Raw genomic sequence first — 25,988 nt, 5'->3', positions numbered from 1 at the left:
ATGTACGAACTCATCGGCGTCACCAAGCAGTACCGGCGGGGGCAGGAGAGAGTCGACGCGCTCGCCGGGGTCGACCTCACGCTCGCCCAGGGCGACCGGCTGGTCATCCAAGGGCCCACGGGCGGCGGCAAGTCGACGCTTCTCCAGATGCTCGGCGGTCTCGACCGCCCCACCTCGGGCCAGGTCCTGCTCGACGGAACCGACCTCGCCGCGCTCCCCGAGCGCAAGCTGACCGCGGTCCGCGGCCAGAACATCGGCTTCGTCTTCCAGAGCTTCAACCTCATCCCCACGCTCACCGCCCAGGAGAACGTGGAGACCGCGCTCGTCCCGCTCGGCGTCAAGCCCGCCGAGCGGCGGAGCCGGGCCGCCGAGGCCCTGGAGTCGGTCGGGCTCGGCGAACGCAGCGGGCACCTCCCGTCCGAGCTCTCCGGCGGTCAGCAGCAACGGGTGGCGATCGCCCGCGCGCTCGTGAAGCGCCCGAAGGTGCTGCTCGCCGACGAACCCACCGGAAACCTCGACGAGTCGATGCGCGACGAGATCGTCGAGCTGCTCGAAGGGCTGTGGAAGGAACACGGGTTGACCTTCGTCATGGTCACCCACGACAGTGCGATCGCCCGCCGGGCGCCCCGCCTCGCCACGATCCGCAAGGGCCGGATCACGATCAGGGAGAACCCCCAAGCGGCGGTGCCGGAGCGGGTGTCGGGCCTGGTGTCGCCGGACCCGCTGCCAGATCCGGCGTCGGACCCGGCGTCGGACCCGGTCGAGGCCTGACCGACCGCCCCGACCGCCCCGACCGATCCGACCGCCCGACCGGCCTGACTCCTGGGCCGACCGGCCGACTCATGGGCCGCTACACGGGCACGCCGTGGCCCCGTAGGCAGCCCAGCGGGTCGATGCCCGAACCGCAGTACGGCGTGGTCCGCACCTCGAAGTGCAGATGCGGACCCGTCACCCGTCCGGTCGCCCCCGACCGCGCGATGTGCTGCCGGTACGTCGTGGCACGGCTGGTCCAGCGCCATTCGCCGGCCGCGTTCCGGAACCCACGTTCCTCTTCATTCCTGACGGGGGTCGGCCGGGCTGCCGCTCCGGGTGCAGAAGGCGACGGTCAAGTCCTTGACCAGGGCCTGGCGTTCGTAGTCGTCGAGGTCGACGAGTCCTCGCGCGGTCAGCCGGGTCACGGTGTCGTCCACGGCGTCGATCACGCCGGTGAGGACGGAGTCCCGGTGCTTGGCGTCCAGGACGGCGATCTGCCGGCGGTGCATGGCGGGGGCGACCTCGGGGGCGTACTCGATCCGGGTCGGCTGTGCGGAGAAGACGGCGACGCCGACCGGCCGGCACTCGGCGGCGAGCATGCGCGTGAGCGCGTCGCCGACCGCCTCGGCGTCGCGCAGGGTCGGTGTGTCGCCCCGGAAGGCGTCTGCGGGCAGCTGCGAGAGCACCCGTGCGACGGCGGCCTCCACCTGCGCGCGCAGATAGCCGAGATGGTCGTCGACGGAGAACAGCGCGCGCGCCGTGTCCCGTACCGACCACACGACCAGGACCACGACACGCAGCGCCGAACCCTCGGCGTCGACGACGGCGATCGGTTCACTGCGCCAGTGCCGCAGGCGTACGTCGATCCGGCGGCGGAGCACGACGGGGCTGATCCAGACGAGCCCGGTGCGGCGGACGCTGCCCCGGTAGCGGCCGAAGAGCGAGAGCACCCAGGCGGAGCCGGTCCGCCCACGGGTCAGGCCGCCGAACGAGACGACGGCGACGACGACGCAGCTCGCGACGGCGGCCCATTCCCGGGGGAGCAGTTCGACGTCGCCGAGCGGTCGGGCCCGTCCGAGGGTGGTGGCCATGCCGGTGAGCGCCGTGAGCCCGGTCAGGACGGCCACCCAGCCGGGGACGGCCGGTCCGGGGCGTTCCTCGATGCCGGGGTCGACGGGTGGGGGGCGGCGGGGAAGTGGGGTGGAGGCCGCCTCCGAAGCCCTGGAGGGAGCTGACGGCGCCGAGGCCTCCGAGCGGCCTGCGGGGTCGGGCCCGGGTCCGGGTCCGGGTTCGGTCCGACCCTTCGTCGGAACCGTGGTCCTCGGCAGGGCCGTGGTCCGTTGCCGGGTGGGGGCCGACCTGAAGAGGTCGTCCATCGGTATGCCGTCCGCGGGTCGGCGCGCACGGACGGGCAGGGGCCGCTTCTGGTACTCGGTCATGAGGCCCTTCCGGCCGTTCCTGAGGTGACGGCACGTCGGATGATCTTCAGGAGCCATCGTCACAGGGGTGTATGTCCGGAATGCCGCGACGAACGTCCTGAATGTCAGGGGCTTAGGTCCCTTGGTCAAGGCTTCACCGGGGGCCGTTGTCAGTGGGTGCCCCTACCGTTTTCACCATGACGACGACGACCTATCTGGAGCTGTCGCAGGACGACGGCGGCGCCCACAAGTTCTACGAAGTGACCGTCGAGGACCTCGCGGTGTCGGTCCGTTACGGCCGGATCGGGACCGCGGGCCAGACGCAGAGCTCCACGTTCCCCACGGCGGCGAAGGCGCAGGCGGCCGCGGCGAAGAAGATAGGGGAGAAGGCCCGCAAGGGATACGCCCCGGCGGTCCGGGGGCAGCGGGCGGCCCGCGCCGTGACGCGTCGCGCGGTGACCTCCGCGCCGTCCACCGCGCGCGCCGTCGCCCCGGTCCTGTGGCGCTTCCGGACCGGGTCGGCCGCCTTCGGCATCCACGTCGACGAGGAGCGCTGCTGGGTCGGCAACCAGGCGGGGGACGTCTTCACCCTCGACCGCTCGGGCGAGGTGCAGGCCCGGTTCAGCCTGCCGGACGGCGTCAAGTGCCTGGTCGCCGACGACTTCTGGATCTACGCGGGCTGTGACGACGGCAAGGTGTACGACCTGTCGTCGAAGCTGCCCTTCGCCGCGTACGACATCGCCACCGACGTCGACATCTTCTGGCTCGACATCCACGAGGGCGTCCTGCACGTCGCCGACCGCTCGGGCCGGCTCACCGTCATCGACCACGAGGACGAGCACCAGTGGGCGCGCGGCGGCCAGGGCGAGCACGCCTGGATGGTCCGCGCCGACGGGGACGCCGTCTACTACGGGGACACGCGGGGCGTCGCCGCCCACGCGCCGGACGGCGGCGGCGAGCTGTGGCACACGGCCACCGAGGGCGGGGTGCTCTTCGGCTGGCAGGAGGACACCGCGGTCTACGCGGGCACGGCCCGCAAGAAGGTCCAGCGGCTCGCCAAGAAGGACGGGCGCGTCGAGGCGGTCTACGGCTGCGACAGCCCCGTGTACTCCTGCGCCACCTCGCCCGGCGGCCGGTTCGTCTTCGCGGCCGACTCGGCCTCCTCCGTCTACTGCTTCGCGGAGGACGGCACCAGGCTGTGGAAGCTCGGTACGGGAGGGGGCTCGGCGCTCTCCATGCAGTACCGCGACGAGCGCCTCTACCTGGTCACCACGGACGGTTCGCTGGTGTGCGTGGACGCGAGCGAGGCGGCGATCCAGGCCGCCCAGGGCGGTACGGTGCCGGTCGCGCGGGACATCAAGCTCGCCGCGGCCATGCCGGTGTACGAGCCGGCGACGACCGTCAGCGCCGTCACCACGGTCAGTGTCGCGCCGGCCGGATCGGTGGTCGTGGAGTGTGTGAGCGAGTCGGGCAGGACGCGGGTCCGGGTCGTCTCCGAGGGCTACGACTCCGCGTGGAACGTGCAGTTCCCGCGCGCGATCCGGGAGCCCGGCGCGCGGTACGTGGTCGATGCCCTGCACACGGCCGCGGGAGGCTTCTACCGGGTCCGCGGTGACATCCGGCGGCTGCAGTGACGGCGGGCCACGGGGGCGGCGGCACGTTCGACGCGGCCACGGGGGACGGCCCGCCGGTGCCCGCTGCGGACATCGAGCAGCGGTCGAGGGAGGTCAGGGCCGCCCTCGACGGGCTGCTCCAGATCAGACGGCTGACCCACCGCCCGGACGGCGGTGAGCCGAAGGCCGTCCCGGCGGACTGGGAGCGCCGGCAGCCGGTCCGTGCGGTGGCCCTCGCCCTGGAGTCGGGCGGCCTCACGCCCTCGGCCGTGGACGCCTCCGGGGCGCGGATCACCACGGGCTACCGCGTCCGGCCGGGGGACCGGCCGGGAACGGCCGTGGTCGAGTGGCTGGGCCCGGCAGGCTCGGGAGCGGCTCAGGAGGAGGCGACGGCCCTCGGCGCCTGCGTACCCGCCCTGACGCGACTCGGCTGGGAGGCCCTGCTGTACAAGGGGCCGCGCGGGCGCCGCTTCCTGGAGGCGGAGCCGATGGCGGGCTGAACCTCGAAGGGCACGGCCGTCCCCGGTGGGCTCAGGCGATCGAGGCCGAGACGATCGCCGAGACGGCGATGTTGCAGGAGGCGGTCACCCAGACCGCCGGGTGCGGCTCGGGGTCGACCAGGGTGGCGCCCAGCTTGCCCGGCGTGACCAGGTCCACGACCAGGAACGCCACGGCCATCATCACCAGGCCGAGCAGGCCGAACGCGGCCGTGGACACGAGGCCCTTGCCGAAGTTCTCGTACGTCGTCCAGATCGAGGTGAAGACGATGCCGCCGATGCCCAGGAGCGCCGAGCTCAGCAGGATCGCGGCATTGCGGTTGCGGTCCTCCCAGATCTGCCGACGGAGCTTTCCGGGGGTCAGCAGATCCACGAGGACTATGCCGAGGATCAGCAGGACCACGCCGAGGGCGCCGTAGGCGCCGGCCCGGCCGAGGCCGTTGACGATGTCGCTCATGGTGTGCCGGTCTCCGGGAGAAATCACGATCACGGGGGATCGGTGGTCAAGGACCGGCAAAATGTAGCGCACGCGTCAACAGCACTCGCCGCCCGCCCGGGAATCGGGCGGACGGCGAGGGTCGGGCGAGCGGCCGGGGTGGGGAGGCGCGGATGCCGTCAGGCCCCCGGTGGCAGGTTCTTGGCGCGGGCGCGCACCTGGAACGCCGTGACGATCTCGACCGCGCCGACGGCGAGCAGCATGGACGGTTCCCGTCCTTCCGTGGAGGGGCGGGTCAGAGCGGGGTGGCGTAGCCGCTGAGGAAGAGCGCCTCGGCCAGCGCCATGTGCTCGATCTCGGAGGGGTCCACGCTCTCGTTGGGCGCGTGGATGAGACAGCCGGGCTCCTCGACGCCGATCAGGGCGATCTCGGCGGTGGGGAAGTGGGCGGCGAGCACGTTGCAGAGCGGGATCGAACCGCCCTGCCCCGACTGGACCATGTCCTTCCCGTACGCCTCGCGGAGCGCCGTCGCCAGGGCCCGGTAGGCGGGGCCGTCGGTCCTCGCCCGGAACGGCTGGCCGCCGCTCTCCGGCTCCACCTCCACCCGGGCGCCCCACGGGGCGGCCGAGGTCAGATGGGCGGCGAGGGCGCGCTGGGCGTCGTCGGCGTCGACTCCCGGCGGGATCCGCAGGCTGACCCGGGCGCTCACCTTCGCCTGCACGGCGGCCGAGGAACCCACCACCGGCGGGCAGTCGATGCCGAGCACGGTGACGGCGGGCCGCGCCCAGAGTTCGTCGGCGACCGAACCCGTACCGACGAGGGACACCCCGTCGAGGACGCCGACATCGGCGCGGAACTGTTCGGCCGGGTAGTCCACCCCGTCCCAGTCGCCGTCGCCGCTCAGCCCCTTGACCATGGTGTTGCCGTGTTCGTCGCGGAGGCTGTCGAGGATCCGGATCAGCGCGGCCAGGGCGTCGGGCGCGGGGCCGCCGAACATGCCGGAGTGCATCGCTCCCTTGAGGGTGGAGACGGTGACGACGACGTTGGCGAGCCCGCGCAGCGAGGTGGTCGTGGTGGGCAGGCCGCGCGCGAAGTTGCCGGTGTCGCAGATCAGCAGGGTGTCGGCGGCGAAGAGTTCGGGCTGCAGAGGAACGAGTTGCTCCAGGCCGCCGGTGCCCTGCTCCTCCGAACCCTCCGCCACGAACTTGATGTTCACGGGGAAGCCCCGGCCGTCCGGCCCGCCGAGCGCGCGGAGGGCCGTGAGGTGCATGGCGATGTTGCCCTTGCAGTCGGCCGCGCCGCGGCCGTACCAGCGCCCGTCGCGCTCGGTGAGTTCGAAGGGCGGGGTCTCCCATGCCGCGTCGTCCAGCGGCGGCTGTACGTCGTAGTGGCAGTACAGGAGCACGGTGGGCGCCCCCTCGGGGCCCGGCGCGTGCCCCACGACCGCGTCCGTGCCGTCCGGGGTCGTCACCCGTCGCATGTCCTGGAGTCCCGCCTCCGCGAAGGCCCGTACGAGGAAGTCGGCGGCCTTCGCGCACTCCTCCGGCGGGAACTGGCGAGGGTCGGCGACCGACCGCATCGCCACGAGCTCGGTGAGGTCCCTCTTAGCCCGGGGCATCAGGGCCCGGACCTTCTCCCGCAGGGCTGCGGTCCCGGTGGACTCGGCGGTCATGCGTACCCACTTCCCTCGGGCCGTGGCGGGTCGCGGCTCGCGGGGCCCGGCACGGCGACGGCCCTCTCACCCAAGCATTCGTGGACAAGTGCCGCAAAAGGTGACTCGTACGGAGTATTCGCCCGGGGTCCCGGGCGGCGGGTGCCGGGCAGGGCGACGACAGTGGACCGCGTACGAGTCCGCCCTTTCCTCCTCCCGCACCTGGAGAACCACATGGGCCACCCCAACCGACGCGACCTCGGGCTCCTCGTGCTGCGGGTCGGCACCGGAGCCGTACTCGCCGCGCACGGCACCCAGAAGCTCTTCGGCTGGTTCGGCGGCGGCGGCATCGAGGGCACCACCAAGGCCATGGAGGCCATGGGCTTCCATCCGGGCCGGGAGAGCGCCATCGCCGCCGGTCTCGGCGAGGCGGGCGGCGGCGCCCTGCTCGCCCTCGGCCTCGCCACCCCGGCCGCCGGAGCCGCGGCCGCCGGGGCGATGACCGGCGCCGTCGCCGTCCACGCCCCGGCCGGATTCTTCGCCCAGGGCGGCGGCTACGAGTACCCGGCGTTCCTGGGCTTCGTCGCCGCGGCGATCGGGGTCACCGGCGCCGGCCGGTACTCCCTCGACCATGCCACGGACCATGTCCTCGACCGTCCCTGGGTGGTGATCACCGCCTTCCTCGGCACCGCGATCGCCGCCGCGGCCGTGGTCAACCGGCGGGCCGACGACCAGGCCGCCGCCGAGGCCGCGGCGGAGGAGGCGGGACCGGAATCCGCGTGAAGCCGGTTGAAGCCGGGGGCCCGCACGCGTCCGCCGCGCGGGAGGGTTAGGCTCGCCGCAGAGGAAGGGACGGTCGCCGCGCATGAAGATCGATCTGACGGACACCAACTCCAGCAAGATCAACAAGGCGATCCTGGAAGGCCGCAGGGCCGTCGGCACACCCGCCGCCGGTGTCGTGCTCACCCTCGTCGTCGTCACCGACGAGGAGAACGCCTACGACGCGGTCAAGGCCGCCAACGACGCCTCCCGGGAACACCCCTCCCGCATCCTGGTGGTCATCAAGCGCCACGCCCGCTCGCCCCACGGGCGCCACGAGACCCGCCTCGACGCCGAGGTCCGGCTCGGCACCGACGCCGGTTCGGGCGAGACGGTACTGCTCCGGCTCCACGGCGAACTCGGCGACCGCGCCGACTCGGTGGTCCTGCCGCTGCTCCTGCCCGACGCGCCCGTCGTCGTCTGGTGGCCCGTCGACGCCCCCGAGGTGCCGTCCCTCGACCCGCTGGGCTCACTCGCCCAGCGCCGCATCACCGACATGTACGCGGTCGAGGACCCCCTCGCCGCGCTGGAGAAGCGGGCCGCCTCGTACGCCCCCGGCGACACCGACCTCGCCTGGACCCGGCTCACCCCGTGGCGCTCGATGCTGGCCGCCGCACTCGACCAGGCACCGCTGACCGTGACCTCGGCCGCCGTCGAGAGCGAGGCGGAGAACCCGAGCGCCGAACTCCTCGCCCGCTGGTTCGAGGTCCGGCTGGGCGTCCCCGTCGACCGGGTCGTCACCGACGGGCCCGTCGTCACGGCCGTCCGCATGGGCACCGCGGACGGCGAGATCCGCATCGACCGGCCCGAGGGGCCGGTGGCGCGGCTCTCCATTCCCGGTCAGCCCAGCCGGGTCCTTGCCCTCAAGGTCCGGACGACGGCCGAGCTGATCGCCGAGGAACTGCGCCGCCTCGACCCGGACGACGCCTATGCGACGTCCCTGCGCGGCCGCGGTGGAGCGGCGAGACCGACGGCCGGTCTGCGGTCCCGGGACTGACCTGCGGGACCGGGGCGCGACCTTGTGCCACCTGTGGGACCTGCGCCAGATCTCGCGAGACCCGAGCCCGAGCTCGTGGGACCCGAGCCCGAGCTCGTGGGACCCGAGCCCGAGCTCGTGGGACCCGAACCCGAGTTCGTGGGACCCGAACCCGAGTTCGTAGGACCCGAGCCCGCGGGACCCGCGCCCGACCTGGGCCGGCGCCCCCGCCTCGGCGCCGGCCCCGACGCGCGGCCTCAGGGCTTCTCGAACACCATGACGAAGTCGGCCATCTCCCGGACGCGGGGAACGTCCGGGTCCGGGAGTGCGAGGAGCCGCTCCTGGGCCTCCGCCACCAGGCGGGTGGCGTCGCCCGTGACCGACCAGGCGCCGGTGAAGAGGCCGCCCGACAGGGAGCGGGCCATCGCGCGGGGCGACACCCGGAAGGTCGTGGGGCGTTCGGACGCCGCGCCCCGGTAGACGAGCCCCCGCGCCTCGGCGATCGGCGCGAGGGTCCACGGCCCGTCCTGACGGGTCCGGAGCGGGTCGAGCCGGTCCTCCAACTCGCCCACCACGACCCCGATGTCGTCCGTGGGACGGGTGCCCCCGGCCGGGATCACCAGGTAGCGGCCGCCCGGGCGCAGGACCCGGGCGACCTCGTCGAAGACCGTGCCGTGGTCGGGCCCGGTGTGCAGCAGCCAGGTGGACACCGCCTGGCTCACCGAGGCGGTCCGTACCGGAAGCCGGCAGGCGTCCGCCACCGCCACCCGCGGACCGAGCCGTTCCAGGGCGCGGACCAGCATCCCGGTCGAGAGGTCGAGCCCGTACACCACATGGCCGCGCGCGGTCAGTTCGGCTGCCACGATGCCCGTGCCCACGCCGATGTCGAGCACCGGGCGGCCGGGGTCGAGCAGCGGCGCGAGCTGCTCGGCGAAGCCGGCGGCCCGGGTCGTGCCGCCGCGCGAGGCGTCGTAGCCGGGGGCGATCGCGTCGAACTCCGCCGTACCGGAGGCCGAGGTCATCCGTCTGTCTCCGTTCGTCTCTCCGTCGTCGGGACGACGGGTCAGGCCTCGGGCGTGAAGGCCACGGGCAGGGTCGCCATGCCGCGCAGGATGCCCTCGCGCCGGCTCAGATCCGCGTCCGGGTCGGCGAGTCGCAGGTCGGGGAAGCGGCGCAGCAGCGTACCGATGGCGATCCTCGCCTCCGCGCGGGCCAGCGGCGCACCCAGGCAGAAATGCACACCATGGCCGAAAGCGAGCTGTTGCGGAACCTCGCGGCGTGCCACGTCGAGGATGTCGGGACGGTCGTAACGGGCCGGGTCGCGGTTGGCGGCGGCGAGTCCGATGATGATCATCTCGCCCGGCGGGACGGTGACCCCGCCGATCTCGTACGCGTCGGTGGTGAAGCGGGCGACGCCACGGCTCACCGGGCCCTCGTAGCGCAGGAGTTCGTCGATCGCCCCCGGCAGCAGCGAGGGGTCGTCGCGGAGCGCGGCGAACTGGTCCGGGTGACGCAGCAGGGCGTGGACGCCGTTGGCGATGAGGCTCGCCGTCGTCTCGTGTCCGGCGAGCGTGAGCAGGATCGTCATCGCCGTCAGCTCGCGGTCGCTGATCCGCTCCTCCGCCTGCGCGGCGCACAGCGCGCTCAGTAGATCGTCCTTCGGATCCGCCTTCCGCTGCGCGATCAATGGCTCGAAGAACTCCGTGAGTTCGGCCCGTGCGCGAGCGCCCTTGGCGAGTCGCTCCGGGGTGTTGGGCGGCATGATCAGACCGACCGCGAGACGGGCGAAGTCGGGCTGCCCCTCGGCCGGGATGCCGATGAGTTCGCTGAGGACGGCCATGGGCAGCGGCAGTGCGAACTCGGAGACCAGATCGGCGGTTCCGCGTGCCGCGAAGGCGTCGAGGAAGGCATCGGTGTGCGCCTGGACACGGGGCGCGAGCTGCTCCACCCGACGGGCCGTGAAGGCCTTCGAGACGAGGTTGCGCAGCCGGGTGTGGTCCTCGCCGTTGGCGACGAGCATGCTCGCCATCAGGACGTTGGTGCGCTCCTGGTGGGCCATCTCCTCCTCAAGTCCGTTCACCCCGACGGGACTACTGCTGAGCCGAGGGTCGGTGAGCGCGGCGACGGCCTCGTCGTAACCGGTGACCATCCAGACTTCAAGAGTGGGATTCAGCCGCACGCGCTGGACGACACCGTGCTCACGGATGCGCTCGAAGAGCGGGTAGGGGTTGGGCTGTTGGGCAACGTTTACCGGGACATCGTGAATGATTGACTGCTCTTGACCGGTCATCTTCCGTAACTCCCCGAAGCTTTGTGAAAGATCTCTGGCAGGTAGTCATACCAGCCACCCCAGTTGCGTGGTAGCGTCACCGGCGCTCGGCTCGGATTGATGTTCGGAGAAGGACCGGCGAACTGTCGGTGACAAGATCAGCGAGGCGTTCAACCCACCGGTGACCGGCGTCTCGTACAGCTCGACTCGGTAGCAGCCAGGGCCTCAACCAGGCCCCATGCGCAGGGGGAGACGTTTCGTGGAGCAAGCGGCAGCCGTGGACCCGATTCTGGATCTGGCCCGTCCGTCGATCCTGCGGAACCCGTACCCCTCGTACGTCCGGATGCGGGAGGCCTCTCCCGTCCTGTGGCACGAACTGCTCGGTTCCTGGGTCCTGACCCGGCACGCCGACTGCCTCGCCGTGCTCACCGACAGCAACCGTTTCGCCTCCGACTGGCGGCGCGCCGGGGAGGAGATCCCCGCCCCGCTGCTCAGCGTGCAGACCCTCGACCCGCCGGAGCACACCGCCATCAGGCACCTGTTGCTCGACGGCTTCCGGGCACAGGACCGGCAGGCGCTCCACGACGACCTGGAGGGGCAGATCGCCGATCTGCTCGCGGAGTTGGCCCGCCGACCCTCCTTCGATCTGGTCGGGGAGCTCGCCGAGCCGGTGGCGCTCCGCTTCGTGACCGCCTTCCTCGGCGTCGAGGCCCCCGGGCTCGACTGGTTCGTGCCCATGTCCCGTACCGTCGTCGACGGCATGGACGCCGGCCTCTGGCCCGAGAAGCACGAGCCGGCCGTCGCGGCCCGCGCCCGGCTCGCGGAGTACGCGGGCGGCTGGCTCGCGGACCCGCCCAAGGAAGGCCTCATCGCGTACGTCGCCGAGCACGCGGCGGACAGCGGCGTGGCAGAAACGGTTCTGCGCAACAGTCTGCGCGCCGTCCTCCACGCCGGCTACGAATCCGCCTCCCGGCTCCTCGGCAACGCGGCGGCCGCCCTCCTCACCACCCCCGGCGCGCTCGAAGCGTTCCGGGCGACCCCGGCCACGGCCGTGGACGAACTCATCCGGTACGACGCACCGGTCCAGGCGGACGCCCGGGTCTGCGTCACCGACACCGAACTGGGTGGCGTCACGATGAAGGCGGGTGATCCGGTCACGCTCTTCCTGGGCGCGGCCAACCACGACCCGCTCCGTTTCGCCCACCCCACAGAGCTGCGACTCGACCGCGCCCCGAACCCTCACCTCGGGTTCGGCCGCGGGGCCCATGCCTGTCTGGGCGCGTCCATGGCGATCCGGCTCACCGGATCGGTCCTCGGCGCCCTGGCCAGGGACTATCCGCAGGCACGGGCAGTCGCGGAACCAGAACACCGGCGCAATCTGACCCTTCGCGGTCTCGACCGCTTCGAGGTCACCCTGCGTCCAGACACGGGGGAGGAGGTACGACCATGAAGTACTGGCACTGAAACCAGTGAGCGTGCGGCCCGTCCATGAGGCGGGCACCACGCCCGTGCACGACATCCGTGCACTTCGCCGGAGCCCGAGTCCGCTGCACGGCTCGGGCTCCGGCCCCTGCGCGCGGCGCGCGCTCGACGAGGCGCCGCGCAACCGACGAGCCGAGGAGTCGGGCCGAGCGGTGGGTCACCGGCCGTGTCCCGGCGCCACACTCGCGTCGTCGACGAGCAGGCACAGCGCGCCGTCGACGGGACACCGCAGGGCGACCGACAGGCGGCGCAGGTGGCCGTCCGGGCCGAGCGTGTAGGCGGCGGCCACCTGGAAAAGGTCGTGCCCGGCGGGACACGTCACCATGTCCATGTCCGTCCCCGGGGACAAAGCCGCGGGCGGCCGAAGCTCCAGGACCACCGGGTCCGCACCGCCGCACTCCTCCTCCTCCTCCTCCTCCTGGACGTCGAGCGGCAGGCAGCAGCCCTCGCAGAAGCACTCGTCCGACGTCACCTCGAACCGGTCCCAGGCGCAGTACCGGCAGACGAGGGGCCCGGTCACGATCCGCCGCTCGGCCCCGCCGGACTCCGTACCGGACTCGGCCCCGCCGGACTCCGTACCGGACTCGGCCCCGCCGGACTCGATACCGGCCTCGGCTTCTCCGGCCTCGATGCCGGCCTCGGCCTCTCCGGACTCGATACCGGGCTCTGCCCCGCCGACCTCGGCCCCGGACCCGCCGCCGAGCAGCCGCAGCAGGCCGCCGCTCGCGGCCGCCTCGTCGCCGACCGGTCCGTCACTCCATATCCGCGTGCTCTCCACGACAGTGATCCTTTCACCGCCGGGGCGGGCAGGCTCGACCGACCGCGCGTCAGCCCCGCAGCCTCCCCGGCAGCCAGCGGAGTTGGGCCGCCTGCTGGAAGGTGCCGCCGCCCTCGTGGTCGTTGAAGTCGTAGACCTCGATCGCCTTCTCGTCCCCGGCGTACGCGTTGAAGGCCGCGAACACCGTCGACGGCGGGCACGTCAGGTCCTCCAGGGCCGTCGAGAACAGGGCCGGGGCCGAGGCGCGGGCCGCGAAGTGGACCCCGTCGAAGTAGGAGAGGGTGTCCTGGACCAGGCGTACCCGGCCGCGATGCGTCTTGAGGTAGTTGCCTATCTCGCGGTACGGCGTGCGGTCCGTGACCGTCGTCGCACGCGGGAAGTCGCACAGGAACGGCACGTCCGCCGCCACCGCCACCAGGTCCCGTACGAGCCCCGCCACGGCGAGCGTGATCCCGCCGCCCTGGCTGACGCCCGTCACCGCCGTGCGGCTCGCGTCCACCAGGGGATGTGAGCGGGCGGCCTCGACGGCGCGGACCGCGTCGGTGAAGAGGCGCCGGTAGTAGTAGGTGTACGGATCCTCGACGCCGCGCGTCATGAAGCCGGGGAACGAGGGCGCGCTGCCCACCGGGTCGGGGGTGTCGCCGGTGGCCCAGCCGCTGCCCTGGCCGCGGGTGTCCATCACGAAGTGCGCGAACCCGGCGGAGGCCCAGAGCAGATGGGTGTGCGGAAGGCCGCGCCCGCCGCCGTACCCGATGAACTCCACGACGACGGGCAGCGGTTGGGAGGTGCCGGCGGGCAGGACGAACCAGCCCTTGACCGGCTGTCCGTCGAATCCGGCGAAGGTGACGTCGAACGTCTCGACCGTGGAGAGCCCCGTCGGAACCGGCTCGAAGCGCGCGTCCAGCGCGTGCGTACGGGCCTCACCGAGGGTCTTCGCCCAGAAGGCGTCGAAGTCCTCGGGCTCCACGGATGCGCTCCGGTAGGTACGGAGTTGGTCGAGGGGCAGGTCGAACTGCGTCATGAACACCGCCTGGTGAGTCGCCTGGTGAGGGAGGGGCACATTCGAAATCTCGACCGGTTCACCCCGGCCTGACCCACCCTAATCCGGGACCACCCGGATTCATATACGTGAATGTCGACAGGGTCTGCCGGACACTCCGCGCCGTCGGCGTCACGAGAAGGGCTCCGGGCCGGTCGCCATGGCATCCTCGGACGAACCGCCCACAGCGTGTCCAGTTGTGGGCCTTCGTCGTCCTGCGCGGAGGGACACCATGCTCATCAGCCACGTCGTACGTCACCATGTGCTGCACGTGACGCTCCACCGCGACCTGGACGTCACCAACCGGGCCGCCGCCGCCCTCCAGATCCAGGCCCTGGTCCAGGCGAACCGCCCGATCCGGGTGACCGTCGCCGTCCCGACCGCCGACCCCACGCCGGCCACCCTCAGCGCCCTGGCCCGCGCCCACCGCATGTGCGCGAGCCTGGACATCCCGCTGACCCTGAGCGGCGCGAGCGCCCGCACCCGCAGACTCCTGGACGTGACGGCCGAGTAGCCGGCCTCGTGGCCGGTGTCAGAGCCCCCGGCGCCGGGGCGCTGCCGAGGGGCGCCAGGCACGCAGCCGCAGGCTGTTGCCCACCACCAGGACCGAGCTCGCCGACATCGCGGCCGCCGCCACCATCGGGTTGAGCACGCCGAGCATCGCCAGGGGCACGGTCACGACGTTGTAGCCGAAGGCCCAGACGAGGTTGACGCGGATCGTGGCCAGGGTGCGCCGCGCGAGCCGTACGGCATCGGGCAGGGCCTCGATTCCCGTGCGCACCAGGGTGACGTCCGCGGCACCGATGGCGGCGTCGGTGCCGCTGCCGAGGCCGATGCCCAGGTCCGCCCCGGCGAGCGCGGCGGCGTCGTTCACGCCGTCGCCCACGACCGCGACCCGATGTCCCCGTTCCCGCAGAACGCGTACCAGGGCGGCCTTCTCCTCGGGGGTGCAGCGGGCGTGGACCTCCTGGATGCCCAGGTCGGCGGCCACGGCCAGGGCCGGAGCCTTCGCGTCCCCGGTGGCCAGGACGGGACGTACGCCGAGACGGCGGAGGGCGTCCACGGCTCGGTAGCTCCCGGGGCGCACCACGTCCCCGATCTCGACAAGAGCGGCCGCCTCGCCGTCGACGCGCACGAGGACCGGCGTACGGGCGGTGGCCTCGGCCGCCGTCAGCGCGTCGGCGAGGACGGCCGGCAGTTCGCCCGTCGGCGACCCGACTTCGACCAGCCTGCCGTCGACGACGCCGCGGGCCCCTCTTCCCGGCAGGGCGCGGAAGTCGACGACGCCGGGAAGTTCCGCATCGGCCCGCACCCGCGCGTAGTCGACGACGGCCCGGCCCAGCGGATGTTCCGAACCCTGCTCCATGGCCCCGGCGTACCGCACGACGTCCCCCTCGCCGAGACCGCCGGCACCGGGGACGGCGGTGAAGCGGGCGACGGTCATCCGGCCGGAGGTCAGCGTGCCGGTCTTGTCGAGCACCACGGTGTCGACATGCCGGAGCCCTTCCAGCGCCGCGGGGCCGCCGACCAGGATCCCGAGCTGGGCTCCCCGCCCCGTCGCGGCCATGAGAGCCGTCGGCGTGGCCAGGCCCAGCGCGCACGGACACGCCACGACCAGGACGGCCACGCAGGCCGTGACCGCCGACTGCGCGTCCCGGCCGGTCCCGAGCCAGAAGCCGAGGGTACCGACGGCCAGGGCCAGGACGACGGGGACGAAGACGCCGGCCACCCGGTCGGCCAGCCGCTGGGCGCGGGCCTTCCCGGCCTGTGCCTCCTCCACCAGCCGGGCGATGCGGGCGAGGCGGGTGTCCGCACCGACCGCCGTGGCGCGCACGAGCAACAGCCCGGCGATGTTGACCGAGCCTCCGACCACCTCGGAGCCCGGTTCGACCTCGACCGGCTCGCTCTCCCCGGTCACCAGGGACAGGTCCACCGCCGAACCGCCCTCGACCACTTCGCCGTCGGTGGCGACCCGCTCGCCCGGCCGCACGAGGAAGGTCTGCCCGGCACGCAACCGCTCAAGGGGTACGAGGCGTTCGCCACCGTCCTTCTCCCGTACCGCCACGTCCTTGACGCTCAGCCCGGCGAGCGAGCGAAGGGCCGCCCCCGTACCCCGTCGGGCCCGGGCTTCGAGGAAGCGGCCCGCCCACACGAACAGCGGTACACCGACGGTCGCTTCGAGATAGACGTGCGCCATGCCGTCCGCGGCTGCCCCGGGGGCCAGGGTGAAGGGCATCCGCATACCGGGCTCTCCCGCCCCGCCGAGGAACAGCGCGTACGCCGACCAGCCGAACGAGGCGACCACGCCCAGCGAGACCAGCGTGTCCATGGTCGACGCGGAGTGACGCAGCCCGCGCAACGCCCGTACGTGGAACGGCCACGCTCCCCACGCTGCCACCGGGGCGGCCAGCGCGAAGCACAGCCACTGCCAGTTGCGGAACTGCAGCGCGGGCGCCATGGACAGGACGAGCACGGGCAGCGCGAGGACCGCCGTGATCACGAGCCGTCGGCGCTCCGCCTCCTCCCCGTTGCGGACGGGGGCGGGCCGCCGGTCGGCCGGAGGCTCCGGAAGCGCCGCCGTGTAGCCGGCCTTCTCGACCGTGGCGAACAGCTCCTCGACCGGGAGACCTGAGGGATGGCGCACCCGCGCCCGTCCGGTCGCCAGATTGACCGAGGCGGTGACTCCCTCCAGGCGGGAGAGCTTCTTCTCGACCCGGTTGACGCACGCCGCGCACGTCATGCCGCCGACCAGGAGGTCCGTCGTGACCGAGTCCGCGGAGGCCGGCTCCGCCCGGGCGGCGGCCGGTCCGCGCGTCACGAGTGACCCCCGTGGTGGGGGTTCTCCGTGGCGGGCGCCGGGCCCGTCGTCGAAGACGGGTCCGGCGTGGGGCCGATCGGCCCCACCGCCGCTCCCAGCGCGTACGACCCCGTGAAGACCAGGGCCAGCAGCAGGAGGAAGCCCCCCAGAACGACGGGAGGAGAACCGAACCGCCCCGTGGCTCCCGCGGGGGACGAGGATGCGCGTGACTTTTCCATCGGTCGCCTCTCCAGAGCGCGTCGTACGGCACCGGAGGGATCGGGCCGTGTTTCCGGAGGAGTCGGACGGCCGAGCGTTCCGGTTCCCGCGAGAGGGGACAGGTCCGGGACGGGTCCGGGACGGGTCCGGGTCCGGGGCGGGGCGAGTCCGGGTACGGGTACGGGTGCGGGGCGGGTCCGGGTACGGGGGGGGCGGGGCGAATCGCGGCGCGATGCCGTGACTCCGCCCTCGCCCCCGCCCTCGCCCCCGTCGGCTGCGCGACGCGAACGGTCAGGCGAGCGCGGGCGCCCGCGTGAACCGCCTGCGTGCCGGAACGTCGCCACTCGGGGCGAGCACCGGCGACGGCAGCGGTTCCTCGGCGCCGCGCACCAGGGCGACCAGGGAGGTCCGGGCCCGTGCGACCCGCGAGCGGACCGTGCCGACGGGACAGCCGATGGCTTCGGCGGCCTCGGCGTAGGGCAGGCCGAGGAGCTGGGTGAGGACGAAGGCGTCCCTCCGCTCGGGCGGGATGGCGGCCAGGAGCTCGGCGAGCGCGACGCCGTCCTCGAAACCGGGAAGCCCCCGGGGCTGGGTGTGTTCGGCCTCCGCCTGCCAGTCGTCGCGGTCGGACAGGCGAGGGCGGGCGGCCGCGTGGCGCAGGCTGTCGACCACCGTCCGACGGGCTATCGACAGCAGCCACGTGCGGGCCGAGGAGCGCCCCTGGAAGCGGGGCAGTGCGGCGAGCGCGCGGAGGAACACCTCCTGGGTGAGGTCGTCGGCCGCCTGGCGGTCGGCACTGAGGTAGGTCACGTAGCGCCGGACGTCGCGGTGCAGAGCGCGTACGAAGAGATCGGCCTTGGCCGGGTCGCCGTCCCGGGCGGCCAGCGCGAGCCGGGTCGTCGCCGCGTCCGTGTCGGCGTCCGGTGCGTGCGCCGAGCGGGAGGTGCTCGTCGGGCGCTGAGGGAGGGTTTCGTGGGCAGGAGTCATCGCCACAAGTCCTTACGAGGCAAAGGGAGTCCGACCGGGCGCGCGGATGAGGTCGGCGCCGTGGCCGGTGACTGGTACGGCCGGCCGCGACCGGGTGGAAGCGGCATGACCGATGCCCGAGGGACGGAACGGAGCCGTCGAGCTCGGGGAGCCGGCTGTCAGAGGACAGCGAGTGCCTGGGGAGGACCTCGGGAGATGAGCGAATGAGCGAGGAGGAGCCGGCGTGGCGCCCGCTCGTCACCGGCTCGCACCGGCCGGAGCCGGGGCCGGTTCCGTACGACGGGGACGAAGAAGGCGAGCAGCGGACGCAGGGGGCGGAAGAGCCGCAGGGACGCGGCGAGCAGCAGGCGGAACGCCGCCCGCTCGCCGAACGCCATCCACAATCCGCTCAGGAGCGCGGCCAGGAGGTGGGCCGACAGCATCCCCAAGGACGACGACACATCTGTCATGTCGTGGCCGGCCGGAGCCTCGGACACCATGCCGGCGGACGCGGTCACGTCCCCGTGCCCCATGGCCGCGTGCGCCATGTGCGCGTGCGCCGCGTGCACGTCGTCCATCGGCATCGGCATCGGCATCGCCGTCCGCATCGGCGTGGTCGCCGGTGCGGTCGTCGTCGGCACGGCCGTCGTCTGGGACCACGAGAAGGCCGTGTGGAGCACGCTCTGCACGGCCATGCTCGCCGCGGTGACGGCGAGGAGGCCGCGCTCGCGGCCGGCGAGGACCCAGGTGACCGCCACGGTGGCGGCGAAGGCGAGGGAGAGGGTCCAGGCGGGCACGCCCCGGCCCGACATCAGGATGTGGCCGGTGGCGGCGAGCAGCACGCAGACGGCCGCGAACATCGCGGCCCGCACCCCTCGCGAACATCGGCCTGGTGTCATGGCGCGCCCATCCTTGCACCCTCCCCGGAGGAATGAGGGCGGGAACGGCCGTCCCGCGGCCGCCCCCACGACCTGTCGGGACATGAGTACGCGACTGTGACGGGTCCCACAAGTTCGCCTCGGGAACTTCCGGCACGGCCGCCACGACTCCTCGAAGGCGAGGGCGTTCGGCCCGATCGCCGAACGGGGGAGGGACACGCGGTGACGAGCGCGGGTACGGCGGCGGAGGCACCTGCCGATACCGGAGAAGGGCCGGCCCGCGGGCTGACCGCGCTCCTTACGACGGCCATGGCCTTCTCGATGATGCAGCTGTTCCTGCTCGGTGCGCTGGGTCCGCGTCTCGTCGACCGACTCGGTGTCACGGAGACCGTGTTGGGTCTGACCACCACGGTGGGCTTCGGCACGGCGGCCGTCCTCTCGCCCGTCGGAGGTCGGCTCGTCGACCGCGTCGGCCCCCGCCGGGCCCTCGTGGCCCTGCTGGCCCTCTCGGCGGTGGCGTTGGGCCTGATCGGCTCCGCGCCCGGCCCGGGTCTGCTGCTCGTGGCCGTCGCGCTCGGCGGGTTGCCCCAGGCGCTCGCCAACCCGGCGACGAACAAGGCGATCCTGGCGTCCGTACCGGCACCGAAGCGGGGCGCGGTCACCGGCACCAAGCAGTCCGGTGTCCAACTGGGGGCCTTCGTCGCCGGGTTGCCGCTCGCCGTGGCCGCCGGCGTGATCGGCTGGCGGGGTGCCGTCTGGGTGGCCGCCGGTGCCGCGCTCATCGCGGCCCTGTGGGCCTGGAGAGCGCTGCCGGCCGACGCGCCACCGCCGCCGACCGGGGCCGCCGGCGGTCCGGCACCGTCCCGCCCCGGTGGTCCCGTGCCGTGGCTGGCCGCCTTCTCGCTCTTCCTCGGTGCGGGCATCGCCTCCGTCAACACCTACCTCGCCCTCTTCGGAGCCCAACGCCTCGGCATGGGGCCGACGGTGGCGGGCGCGCTGGTCGCCGTCCTCGGCGTCGCCGGGATCGGCGGTCGGGTCGGCTGGTCCCGGGCCGCCACGCCAGGCCGGGCTCCATGGCTGCCCGCCCTGCTCGCGGGTGGGGCGGTGGGGGCGGCCCTGCTCCTGACCGCCGCCGTCCACGTCGAGCTGCTGGTGTGGGCGGCGGCCGTGGCGGTCGGCGTGTTCGCCGTGTCCGGCAACGCGGTCTCGATGGTCCTGGTGATGCAGCGCTCCGCGCCCGGCCGGGCCGGGCAGGACTCCGCCCTGGTCGCCGCCGGCTTCTTCGCCGGATTCGCCGTGGGCCCGCCCCTGTTCGGGCTCCTCGCGGAGCGCGGGCGGTACGGGGAGGGCTGGATGCTGGTCGCCGTGGAGTTCGCCGTCGCGGGGTCGGTCGCGCTCGCCTGGGCGGTACGGGACGGCCGTACGCGCGCGGAGGGTCCGCGGTGACCGCCACGGGACGGCCGTCCACGCGCGGACGGTCCGCGGTGACCGGCACGGACTGGGCCGAGGAGGCCCTCGGTCTCCTCCTGGGGCGGGTGGGGGAGACCGCGGAGCAGGTGGATGACCGCTTCCCTCTGTACGCCGAGCCGGCCGACGGCCGATGGACGACCACAGGGCGCGGATCATGGACGGGCGGCTTCTGGGCGGGACTGCTGTGGCTCCGGGCCGGCCGCACCGGGAGCGACCAGGACCGTACGGCGGCCGCCGCCGTCACCGGCCGGCTCGCCCCCTGGGTCGAGGCGGACACGGCGACCCGCGGCCTCATCCTCTGGTACGGCACGGCCCCGGCCACCGGGGACGCGATGGCGCAAGCCCTTCGGGAGCGGGCGGCGAAGGCCGCCGTCGACGCCTTCGACCCGGAACTCGGCCTCGTCCCGTGGGGCTCGGCCCTCGGCGGTGCGCGGTTGCGGGCCCGTGCGGACGGTGTCCCCGGTCTCGTACCCCTGCTGGCCTCGGCCGGACCCGAGGGGCGGGCGGCGGCCGCCGGGCACCTCCACCGCCATCTTGACCTGTGCCTGCCCCGCGACGGCACCGGGCGGCCCGCCCCGGCATGGCGCCGGGACCGGACGCACGGCTGGCTGGCCGAAGCCGATCCCGCGCCCGGCTGGACCCGGGGTGAGGCGTGGCTCCTCCTGGCCGTCGCGGACGCCCTGCTGCTCGCGGACGCCGTCTCCTGGCGCGCGGACCGGCTGACCCGGGCGGCCGAACTCCTCCTCGCCGGCTGCGCGATGCTCGCCGGCCCCCTGGTCCCGCCGACGGACGCCCGTCATGCGGACGGCCCGCTCGACACCTCCGCGGCCGCCATCACCGCGGTCGCCCTCCTGAAGCTCGCGCTCGTCCCCGGAGCCGCGTGGTCGACCGTGTGCGCGGCCCGGGCGGAGGCCGTTCTGTACCGGCTCGCGCACGACCACCTCACCCGGCCGGGCGGGCCCCGCCCGGCGGGGATGCTCCTCGACGGCTGCTACGACGCGCACAGCGGCACGGCCGTCCGCCACGAACTCGTCTGGGGAGACTTCTTCCTGACCCTCGGCCTTGCGGCGCTCCTCGGCCGGGTCGACCTCAGGCGGGTGTGACGGCAGAGTCCCGACGGCCCCGCAGGACGCGCCGGGCGACGGAGGAGACGTGCTGCTCGTCCGGCCCGTCGAGGATCCGGGCCGTCCGCCCGGTACGGAACAGCGCCGGCAGGGGCGTGTCCGGGCCGAGCCCGGCAGCGCCGAACACCTGGACGGCCCGGTCCGCGACGTCCTGGAGGGTGCGGGCCGCCGCCGTCTTCGCCAGGCCGACCTCCACATGGGCGTCGCGTCCGTCCGCGACCAGCGCCATCGCCTCGTGCACGAGCGGGCGAGCCGTCCTGAGTGCCAACAGGGCTTCGAAGACGTGCTGTTGGACGAGCTGACGGTCTGCGAGCGGGCCCCGGGTGCCCTGACGTCCGCCGGCGCGGTCGCAGAGGAGGTCGAAGGCCCTCTGGGCCTGGCCGAGCCATCGCAACGCCCGGAGGGTGCGCCCCAGTTGGAGACGCTCACCCGCGACCGCCAAGGCCTGCCCCAGGTCGCCGACGAGATGGTCCTCGGCGACCTCGACCCCGTCGAAGTCGATCTCGTACTGCCCGGTCGCGCCCAGGATCGGCAGCTCGCGCACGACCCGGAAGCCGGGTGAGCCGGTCGGCACGAGGAGGAGGGAGAGCCCGGTGCGGTCTCCGGCCGATCCGCTCGTCCGGGCGAGCACGGTCACCAGGTCCGCGTGCCCCGCGTTCGACACGAACCACTTGCGGCCGGTCACGCGCCAGCCGCCCCCCGGCAGCCGCTCCGCCCGGGTAGCCGTCAGCGCCGGCTCCGTCCCGGGCGTGTCCGGCTCGGTCATCGCGTAACAGGTGCGGAGACCGCCGGAGACCAGGCCCGGGACGTACGCCGAGCGCACCGGGGCCGTACCGTGCCGGGCCAGCATGGTCACGTCGAGGAGCGAGGCCGACCCGAGCGCCACGGGGCCGTGGTCGCTGGCGCCCTCCACCTCGGCGATCGACGCGTACGCGCCCAAGGGAAGGCCGCCGCCGCCCAGTTCGGCCGGGAGGGGGAGCGCCCACAGGCCGTCCTTCCGGGCCTCCTCGCGCAGCCGCTCGCGCAGATCCCCGGCGGGCCGCCCGCCGGCGTCGAGCAGGTGCTCCACGGGGAACACGTGGTCACGGACGAACGCGGAGACCCGCTTCCGCAGCAGATCGACATCCGGTACGTCATGATCCGTCACTGTTTCCTCCGTCTCGGGAACTCGGCAGAACACGCGTCCGACTGCCTGCCCGTGGAAGAGGTCGGGCCCACCGCCCCCCGAGTTCCCGTGACCGTGACAGTCCCCGCGCGACGGCCATCGCCGCCGCGCCAGGAGAGGAGAGGCATGGCGTCATCGCCGACCGCGCACACCGCGGTCCGCCGCCCGCTCGACACAGCCCGTCCGCTCGACGCACTGCGGTGCGACATCGGCGGCCCCGAGCCCCTGACCCGGGTCGTCTCCGGCCACCTGAGCCGCCTCGGGGCGACGGTGCGGGACGGCGGCCCGGGGGACATCGCTCTGGGCGGCGGGGAGTTCGCGCCCGTCATGGCCCGTACCGCCTGGGGGTCCGCCGGCTCCGGGATCGAGGACGAGGCCACCGCCCAGGCCGTCACCGGTGTCATGGCCGTCCACGGCCGCCGTCACGGGGCCCCGCGCGGCCTCGCCGTCGACTACCTGGCCACCGCCACCGGCGTGCTCACCGTCCAGGGCCTGCTCGCGGGGCTCGTCGGGCAGGCCCGGGGCGGCCCGCCGCCCCGCGTGCGGACGACGACGGCCGACACAGCCGGGCTGCTCACCGTCTCCCAGTACCTCGCGGCGGCCGGGGCCGACGAGCCGGAAGCCGTCGAACCCGCCCCGGGAGGACCGCCGTTCACCTCCGCCGAGGGCGTCCTGTTCGAACTGGAGACGCTCGACCCGGGAGCCTGGGCGGCGTTCTGGCGCGCCCTGGAGGCTCCCGCCGACGCGATACGGGCGGGCTGGCGGCCCTTCCAGTTCCGGTACGCCACCGCCTGCGCGCCGTTCCCCATCGACCTGCACGAGGTGACCCGCCGGCACCCGTGGGCACGGATCCGGCAGGCCGCCGCGCGGTCCGAAGCCGAGGTGTGCCGCCTGCGTACGCTCGCCGAGCGCGCCGCCGAGGACGACGGCGCCGACCCCTGGTCCCTGCGCGCGCTCGGCCCGGGCCGCCCGGCGACCGCCGCGGCCGGCACGACCGTCACGGCGGACCGGCCGCTGGCCGGACTGACCGTCCTGGAGGCGGGCCGCCGCATCCAGGCACCGCTCGCCGCCCACCTGCTCGGCCTGCTCGGCGCCCGTGTGATCCGGATCGAGCCCCCGGGCGGCGACCCGCTCCGGGGCATGCCGCCGGCCTGTGACGGGATCTCCGCCCGCTGGCTCGCGCTCAACCGGGGCAAGGAGGCTGTCGAGATCGACATCAAGGCGCCCGGGGACCGGACGCGACTGCGTGAACTCGTCGCCGAGGCCGACGTGTTCCTGCACAACTGGGCACCGGGCAAAGCGGCGGACCTTGAGCTCGACGCCGAGCACCTCACCACCGTGAACCCGTCCCTCGTGTACGCGTACACCGGCGGCTGGGCCGACCGGATCGACGACGCCCCCATGGGAACCGACTTCATGGTGCAGGCCCGGACCGGCGTGGGGGAGGCCGCCCACCCGGCCGGCGAACCGCCCGTGCCCTCCCTCATGACGCTCCTGGACGTCCTGGGCGGCCTGCACGGTGCCGAGGCCGTCCTCGCGGGCCTGCTCCTGCGCGAGCGCACGGGTCACGGCGTACGGGTCGAGTCCTCACTGCTCGGCGCGGCCGACACCCTCCTCGCCCCCGTCCTGCGACGGGCCGCCGGCGGCGCCGATCCCCGTCGTCCCGCCGGGTTCCGGCACCCGCTCCGGACCTCCGACGGCTGGATCGCGCCGAGCGACGCCGGCGCGGCCGCCGCCGCGGCGTACGACGTCACGGGCATGTGCACCGAGGACGCCCTGGACCAGCTGCGCGGCCACGGCCTGACCGCCACCGCCGTCACCACCGACCTGTCCGCCCTTCACCACGACCCGCGCCTGTCCGGCCCGATCGGCCGGGACGCGCACGGCGCCCCCGCCGTTCCCGACCCCTGGAGCCTCGCGTGACCGTCACCCTGACCGACCTGCTCCCCGCCGACCTCCGCCGATCGTGGGTGGTGGACGGCAGCTGCCCCGACCTCGACGTCTACAGCCTCTACCGGGCCAGACAGATCGCCGATCTGCACCGCACCGCCGTGATCGACGCCAAGGGCAAGCTCTGTTACACGGCCCTCGACCGCAAGGTCCGATCCCTTGCCGAGGGCCTTCGAGGGCTGGGCATCGGCGCCGGTGACGTCGTGGGCGTCCAGTTGCCCAACCACCGCAACGCCGTCATCGCGGATCTGGCGCTCGCCGCTCTGGGCGCGATCGCCCTTCCCTTCCCGGTCGGGCGCGGGGCGGTGGAGGCCGAATGCCTGCTGCGCCGCGCGGAGGCCGTCGCGGTCATCGCCGCCGTGGATCACCGGGGACAGACCCACGCCGCCGACCTCCAGACCCTCGCTCCGGCACTGCCGGCCCTGCGCCACGTCATCGCCGACGGCCGTGGCCCGGTACCTGACGGAACGATTCCGCTGTCCCCGCTGCTGCGTACCGACCCCGCCCGCTTCGTCCCGGCCCGCCCCGACCCCGACAGCGCGGCCCGCATCCTCGTCTCGTCCGGCTCGGAGGCCGAGCCGAAGATGGTGGCGTACTCCCACAACGCCCTGGCCGGAGGACGCGGCAACTTCCTCGCCTCCCTCATGCCCGACGACACCCCGCCCCGTTGCCTCTTCCTGGTTCCGCTGGCCTCGGCCTTCGGCTCCAACGGCACGGCCGTCGCCCTCGCCCGCCACGGCGGCACGCTCGTCCTGCTCGACCACTTCACCCCCGAGGCCGCCCTCGCCGCCGTACGGGACCACCGGCCGACCCACATCCTCGGCGTCCCCACCATGATCCGCATGATGCTGGAGGCCCTGGAGCGGACGGACGAGCCCCTGCCCGCCCCGACCGCGCTCGTCCTCGGCGGCGCGCCCCTCGACGAGGCGACCGCCAAGGCGGCGGCCGACGCCTTCGGCTGCCCCGTCGTCAACCTGTACGGATCGGCCGACGGCGTCAACTGCCACACCGGGCTCCAGCACACCGTGCCGCCCACCGACCGCTCCGGCGTCGTCGCCGGCCGCCCCGACCCCCGGGTCGCCGAGATCCGCATCACCGACCCCGACACCCACGAGCCGCTGCCCGAAGGGCGGATCGGCGAGATCGTCTCCCGCGGCCCCATGACCCCGCTCTGCTACGTGGGCTCACCCGAGCTCGACGCCCGCTACCGCACACCCGAGGGCTGGGTCAGGACCGGCGACCTCGGGTTCCTCGACGCCGACGGCGTCCTGCACGTCGCCGGCCGCCTCAAGGACGTGGTGATACGCGGCGGCGCCAACATCAGCCCCGCCGAGGTCGAGCGCGAACTCGTCTCCCACCCCCGGGTCCGGGACGCGGTCTGCGTGGGCGTGCCCGACCCGCTCATGGGCGAGCGGCTCGCCGCCTGCCTGGTCGCCAAGGGCCCGACGGCCCCGTCCCTCGCCGAGCTCGGGGCGTACCTGGCCGAGCGCGGACTCGACCGGCACAAGCACCCCGAGCACCTCCTCGTCCTGCCCGAACTGCCGCTCACCGCCGCCGGAAAGCCCGACCGTGCCGCGCTGCGGACCCGGATCGCGGAGGGCCGGAAGTCCGTTCTCGTCCAGGCGTGACGACATGGGTCTGCCCGGCGGATCCGGCGTGACGACACGGGCCTGCCCGGCGGATCAGGT

21 protein-coding genes and 2 pseudogenes are annotated in these 25,988 nt (G+C 73.8%); 11 read left to right on the top strand and 12 right to left on the bottom strand.

What is annotated here, in order from left to right:
* Positions 1-681 (top strand): annotated as a pseudogene (locus tag E0F75_RS05820) (ABC transporter ATP-binding protein); the annotation flags it as partial.
* Between the two features lie 169 nt (positions 682-850).
* On the opposite strand, the pseudogene E0F75_RS05815 reads toward E0F75_RS05820, so the two are convergent.
* Together E0F75_RS05815 and E0F75_RS05810 are read right to left on the bottom strand one after the other, a co-directional pair.
* Positions 851-976 (bottom strand): annotated as a pseudogene (locus E0F75_RS05815) (peptidase); the annotation flags it as partial.
* Between the two features lie 76 nt (positions 977-1,052).
* Positions 1,053-2,192: an SPFH domain-containing protein gene (locus E0F75_RS05810; protein WP_308189550.1), complete on the bottom strand. Its 1,140-nt coding sequence runs from the start codon at positions 2,190-2,192 to the stop codon at positions 1,053-1,055.
* A gap of 176 nt (positions 2,193-2,368) precedes the next feature.
* On the opposite strand from E0F75_RS05810, the gene E0F75_RS05805 reads away from it, so the two are divergent.
* Positions 2,369-3,805, top strand: coding sequence for a WGR domain-containing protein (locus tag E0F75_RS05805; protein ID WP_187621374.1), 1,437 nt, complete (start codon positions 2,369-2,371; stop codon positions 3,803-3,805).
* Complete coding sequence (locus E0F75_RS05800; RefSeq protein WP_187621373.1) at positions 3,802-4,284, top strand: hypothetical protein; 483 nt, start codon at positions 3,802-3,804, stop codon at positions 4,282-4,284. Before E0F75_RS05805 ends, E0F75_RS05800 begins: the two co-directional genes overlap by 4 nt.
* Positions 4,285-4,315: 31 nt before the next feature.
* On the opposite strand, the gene E0F75_RS05795 is transcribed toward E0F75_RS05800, so the two are convergent.
* Entirely contained in the window at positions 4,316-4,738 is a 423-nt protein-coding gene (locus E0F75_RS05795; protein ID WP_073904594.1) for a DUF350 domain-containing protein, read from the bottom strand.
* Between the two features lie 274 nt (positions 4,739-5,012).
* Complete coding sequence (locus E0F75_RS05790) at positions 5,013-6,389, bottom strand: dipeptidase (RefSeq protein ID WP_187621372.1); 1,377 nt, start codon at positions 6,387-6,389, stop codon at positions 5,013-5,015.
* A 213-nt stretch (positions 6,390-6,602) separates the two neighbouring features.
* Here E0F75_RS05790 and E0F75_RS05785 point away from each other — a divergent pair, with 213 nt between their 5' ends.
* The gene (locus E0F75_RS05785; protein WP_187621371.1) at positions 6,603-7,151 is read left to right on the top strand and encodes a DoxX family protein; all 549 of its coding nucleotides are present in this window, start codon (positions 6,603-6,605) and stop codon (positions 7,149-7,151) included.
* Positions 7,152-7,233: 82 nt separating this feature from the next.
* Positions 7,234-8,184, top strand: coding sequence for a glucose-6-phosphate dehydrogenase assembly protein OpcA (opcA, locus tag E0F75_RS05780; RefSeq protein WP_187621370.1), 951 nt, complete (start codon positions 7,234-7,236; stop codon positions 8,182-8,184).
* Positions 8,185-8,420: 236 nt separating this feature from the next.
* Here opcA and E0F75_RS05775 read toward each other — a convergent pair whose 3' ends face one another.
* Together E0F75_RS05775 and E0F75_RS05770 are read right to left on the bottom strand one after the other, a co-directional pair.
* Entirely contained in the window at positions 8,421-9,185 is a 765-nt protein-coding gene (locus E0F75_RS05775) for a class I SAM-dependent methyltransferase (protein ID WP_187621369.1), read from the bottom strand.
* A 41-nt stretch (positions 9,186-9,226) separates the two neighbouring features.
* The gene (locus E0F75_RS05770) at positions 9,227-10,342 is read right to left on the bottom strand and encodes a cytochrome P450 (RefSeq protein ID WP_229312524.1); all 1,116 of its coding nucleotides are present in this window, start codon (positions 10,340-10,342) and stop codon (positions 9,227-9,229) included.
* 349 nt (positions 10,343-10,691) lie between these two features.
* On the opposite strand from E0F75_RS05770, the gene E0F75_RS40365 reads away from it, so the two are divergent.
* On the top strand, positions 10,692-11,882 hold the full coding sequence (locus E0F75_RS40365) for a cytochrome P450 (protein WP_187621367.1): 1,191 nt from the start codon (positions 10,692-10,694) through the stop codon (positions 11,880-11,882).
* A gap of 189 nt (positions 11,883-12,071) precedes the next feature.
* Here the strand turns inward: E0F75_RS40365 and E0F75_RS05760 are convergent, their stop codons facing one another.
* Entirely contained in the window at positions 12,072-12,692 is a 621-nt protein-coding gene (locus tag E0F75_RS05760; RefSeq protein WP_187621366.1) for a hypothetical protein, read from the bottom strand.
* Positions 12,693-12,741: 49 nt separating this feature from the next.
* Complete coding sequence (locus tag E0F75_RS05755; RefSeq protein WP_187621365.1) at positions 12,742-13,713, bottom strand: acetylxylan esterase; 972 nt, start codon at positions 13,711-13,713, stop codon at positions 12,742-12,744.
* Positions 13,714-13,963: 250 nt separating this feature from the next.
* On the opposite strand from E0F75_RS05755, the gene E0F75_RS05750 reads away from it, so the two are divergent.
* Positions 13,964-14,245, top strand: coding sequence for a hypothetical protein (locus E0F75_RS05750; protein WP_187621364.1), 282 nt, complete (start codon positions 13,964-13,966; stop codon positions 14,243-14,245).
* 18 nt (positions 14,246-14,263) lie between these two features.
* On the opposite strand, the gene E0F75_RS05745 is transcribed toward E0F75_RS05750, so the two are convergent.
* The 3 genes from E0F75_RS05745 to E0F75_RS05735 form a co-directional block, all read right to left on the bottom strand.
* Positions 14,264-16,471, bottom strand: coding sequence for a cation-translocating P-type ATPase (locus E0F75_RS05745; RefSeq protein WP_187621593.1), 2,208 nt, complete (start codon positions 16,469-16,471; stop codon positions 14,264-14,266).
* Positions 16,472-17,038: 567 nt separating this feature from the next.
* Positions 17,039-17,734, bottom strand: coding sequence for a sigma-70 family RNA polymerase sigma factor (locus E0F75_RS05740; protein WP_194480128.1), 696 nt, complete (start codon positions 17,732-17,734; stop codon positions 17,039-17,041).
* A gap of 158 nt (positions 17,735-17,892) precedes the next feature.
* Positions 17,893-18,612 carry a hypothetical protein gene (locus tag E0F75_RS05735; protein ID WP_229312523.1) on the bottom strand — a complete coding sequence of 240 codons (720 nt, stop codon included), beginning with the start codon at positions 18,610-18,612 and terminating at the stop codon, positions 17,893-17,895.
* 201 nt (positions 18,613-18,813) lie between these two features.
* Between E0F75_RS05735 and E0F75_RS05730 the strand changes: the two genes are divergently transcribed.
* Together E0F75_RS05730 and E0F75_RS05725 are read left to right on the top strand one after the other, a co-directional pair.
* Positions 18,814-20,037, top strand: a complete 1,224-nt coding sequence (locus tag E0F75_RS05730; protein WP_187621362.1) for a nitrate/nitrite transporter — start codon at positions 18,814-18,816, stop codon at positions 20,035-20,037.
* A complete protein-coding gene (locus tag E0F75_RS05725; RefSeq protein ID WP_229312522.1) occupies positions 20,034-21,164 on the top strand; it encodes a sugar ABC transporter permease in 1,131 nt (376 codons plus the stop codon). The genes E0F75_RS05730 and E0F75_RS05725 overlap by 4 nt, the downstream gene beginning before the upstream one ends.
* Here E0F75_RS05725 and E0F75_RS05720 read toward each other — a convergent pair.
* A complete protein-coding gene (locus E0F75_RS05720) occupies positions 21,151-22,332 on the bottom strand; it encodes an acyl-CoA dehydrogenase family protein (protein ID WP_187621361.1) in 1,182 nt (393 codons plus the stop codon). The genes E0F75_RS05725 and E0F75_RS05720 overlap by 14 nt on opposite strands.
* Positions 22,333-22,476: 144 nt before the next feature.
* Between E0F75_RS05720 and E0F75_RS05715 the strand changes: the two genes are divergently transcribed.
* Positions 22,477-24,273, top strand: coding sequence for a CoA transferase (locus E0F75_RS05715; RefSeq protein WP_187621360.1), 1,797 nt, complete (start codon positions 22,477-22,479; stop codon positions 24,271-24,273).
* Complete coding sequence (locus E0F75_RS05710; protein WP_187621359.1) at positions 24,270-25,928, top strand: class I adenylate-forming enzyme family protein; 1,659 nt, start codon at positions 24,270-24,272, stop codon at positions 25,926-25,928. Before E0F75_RS05715 ends, E0F75_RS05710 begins: the two co-directional genes overlap by 4 nt.
* The last annotated feature ends 60 nt before the right edge of the window (positions 25,929-25,988 follow it).

The organism is Streptomyces sp. CB02980, assembly GCF_014451325.2.
Lineage (GTDB): Bacteria > Actinomycetota > Actinomycetes > Streptomycetales > Streptomycetaceae > Streptomyces.
The sequence above is the reverse complement of the archived record's forward strand: the minus strand, read 5'-3'. Positions and strand labels throughout refer to the sequence as shown.

Bases quoted from the DNA above. Each gene is read 5' to 3' on its own strand.
- E0F75_RS05785 (WP_187621371.1), top strand. From the start codon at position 6,603: ATGGGCCACCCCAACCGACGCGACCTCGGGCTCCTCGTGCTGCGGGTC.
- E0F75_RS05750 (WP_187621364.1), top strand. From the start codon at position 13,964: ATGCTCATCAGCCACGTCGTACGTCACCATGTGCTGCACGTGACGCTC.
- E0F75_RS05805 (WP_187621374.1), top strand. From the start codon at position 2,369: ATGACGACGACGACCTATCTGGAGCTGTCGCAGGACGACGGCGGCGCC.
- E0F75_RS05715 (WP_187621360.1), top strand. From the start codon at position 22,477: ATGGCGTCATCGCCGACCGCGCACACCGCGGTCCGCCGCCCGCTCGAC.
- E0F75_RS05810 (WP_308189550.1), bottom strand. From the start codon at position 2,192: ATGACCGAGTACCAGAAGCGGCCCCTGCCCGTCCGTGCGCGCCGACCC.
- E0F75_RS05795 (WP_073904594.1), bottom strand. From the start codon at position 4,738: ATGAGCGACATCGTCAACGGCCTCGGCCGGGCCGGCGCCTACGGCGCC.
- E0F75_RS05745 (WP_187621593.1), bottom strand. From the start codon at position 16,471: ATGACGTGCGCGGCGTGCGTCAACCGGGTCGAGAAGAAGCTCTCCCGC.
- E0F75_RS05790 (WP_187621372.1), bottom strand. From the start codon at position 6,389: ATGACCGCCGAGTCCACCGGGACCGCAGCCCTGCGGGAGAAGGTCCGG.
- E0F75_RS05735 (WP_229312523.1), bottom strand. From the start codon at position 18,612: ATGACACCAGGCCGATGTTCGCGAGGGGTGCGGGCCGCGATGTTCGCG.
- E0F75_RS05775 (WP_187621369.1), bottom strand. From the start codon at position 9,185: ATGACCTCGGCCTCCGGTACGGCGGAGTTCGACGCGATCGCCCCCGGC.
- E0F75_RS05740 (WP_194480128.1), bottom strand. From the start codon at position 17,734: ATGACTCCTGCCCACGAAACCCTCCCTCAGCGCCCGACGAGCACCTCC.
- opcA (WP_187621370.1), top strand. From the start codon at position 7,234: ATGAAGATCGATCTGACGGACACCAACTCCAGCAAGATCAACAAGGCG.
- E0F75_RS05755 (WP_187621365.1), bottom strand. From the start codon at position 13,713: ATGACGCAGTTCGACCTGCCCCTCGACCAACTCCGTACCTACCGGAGC.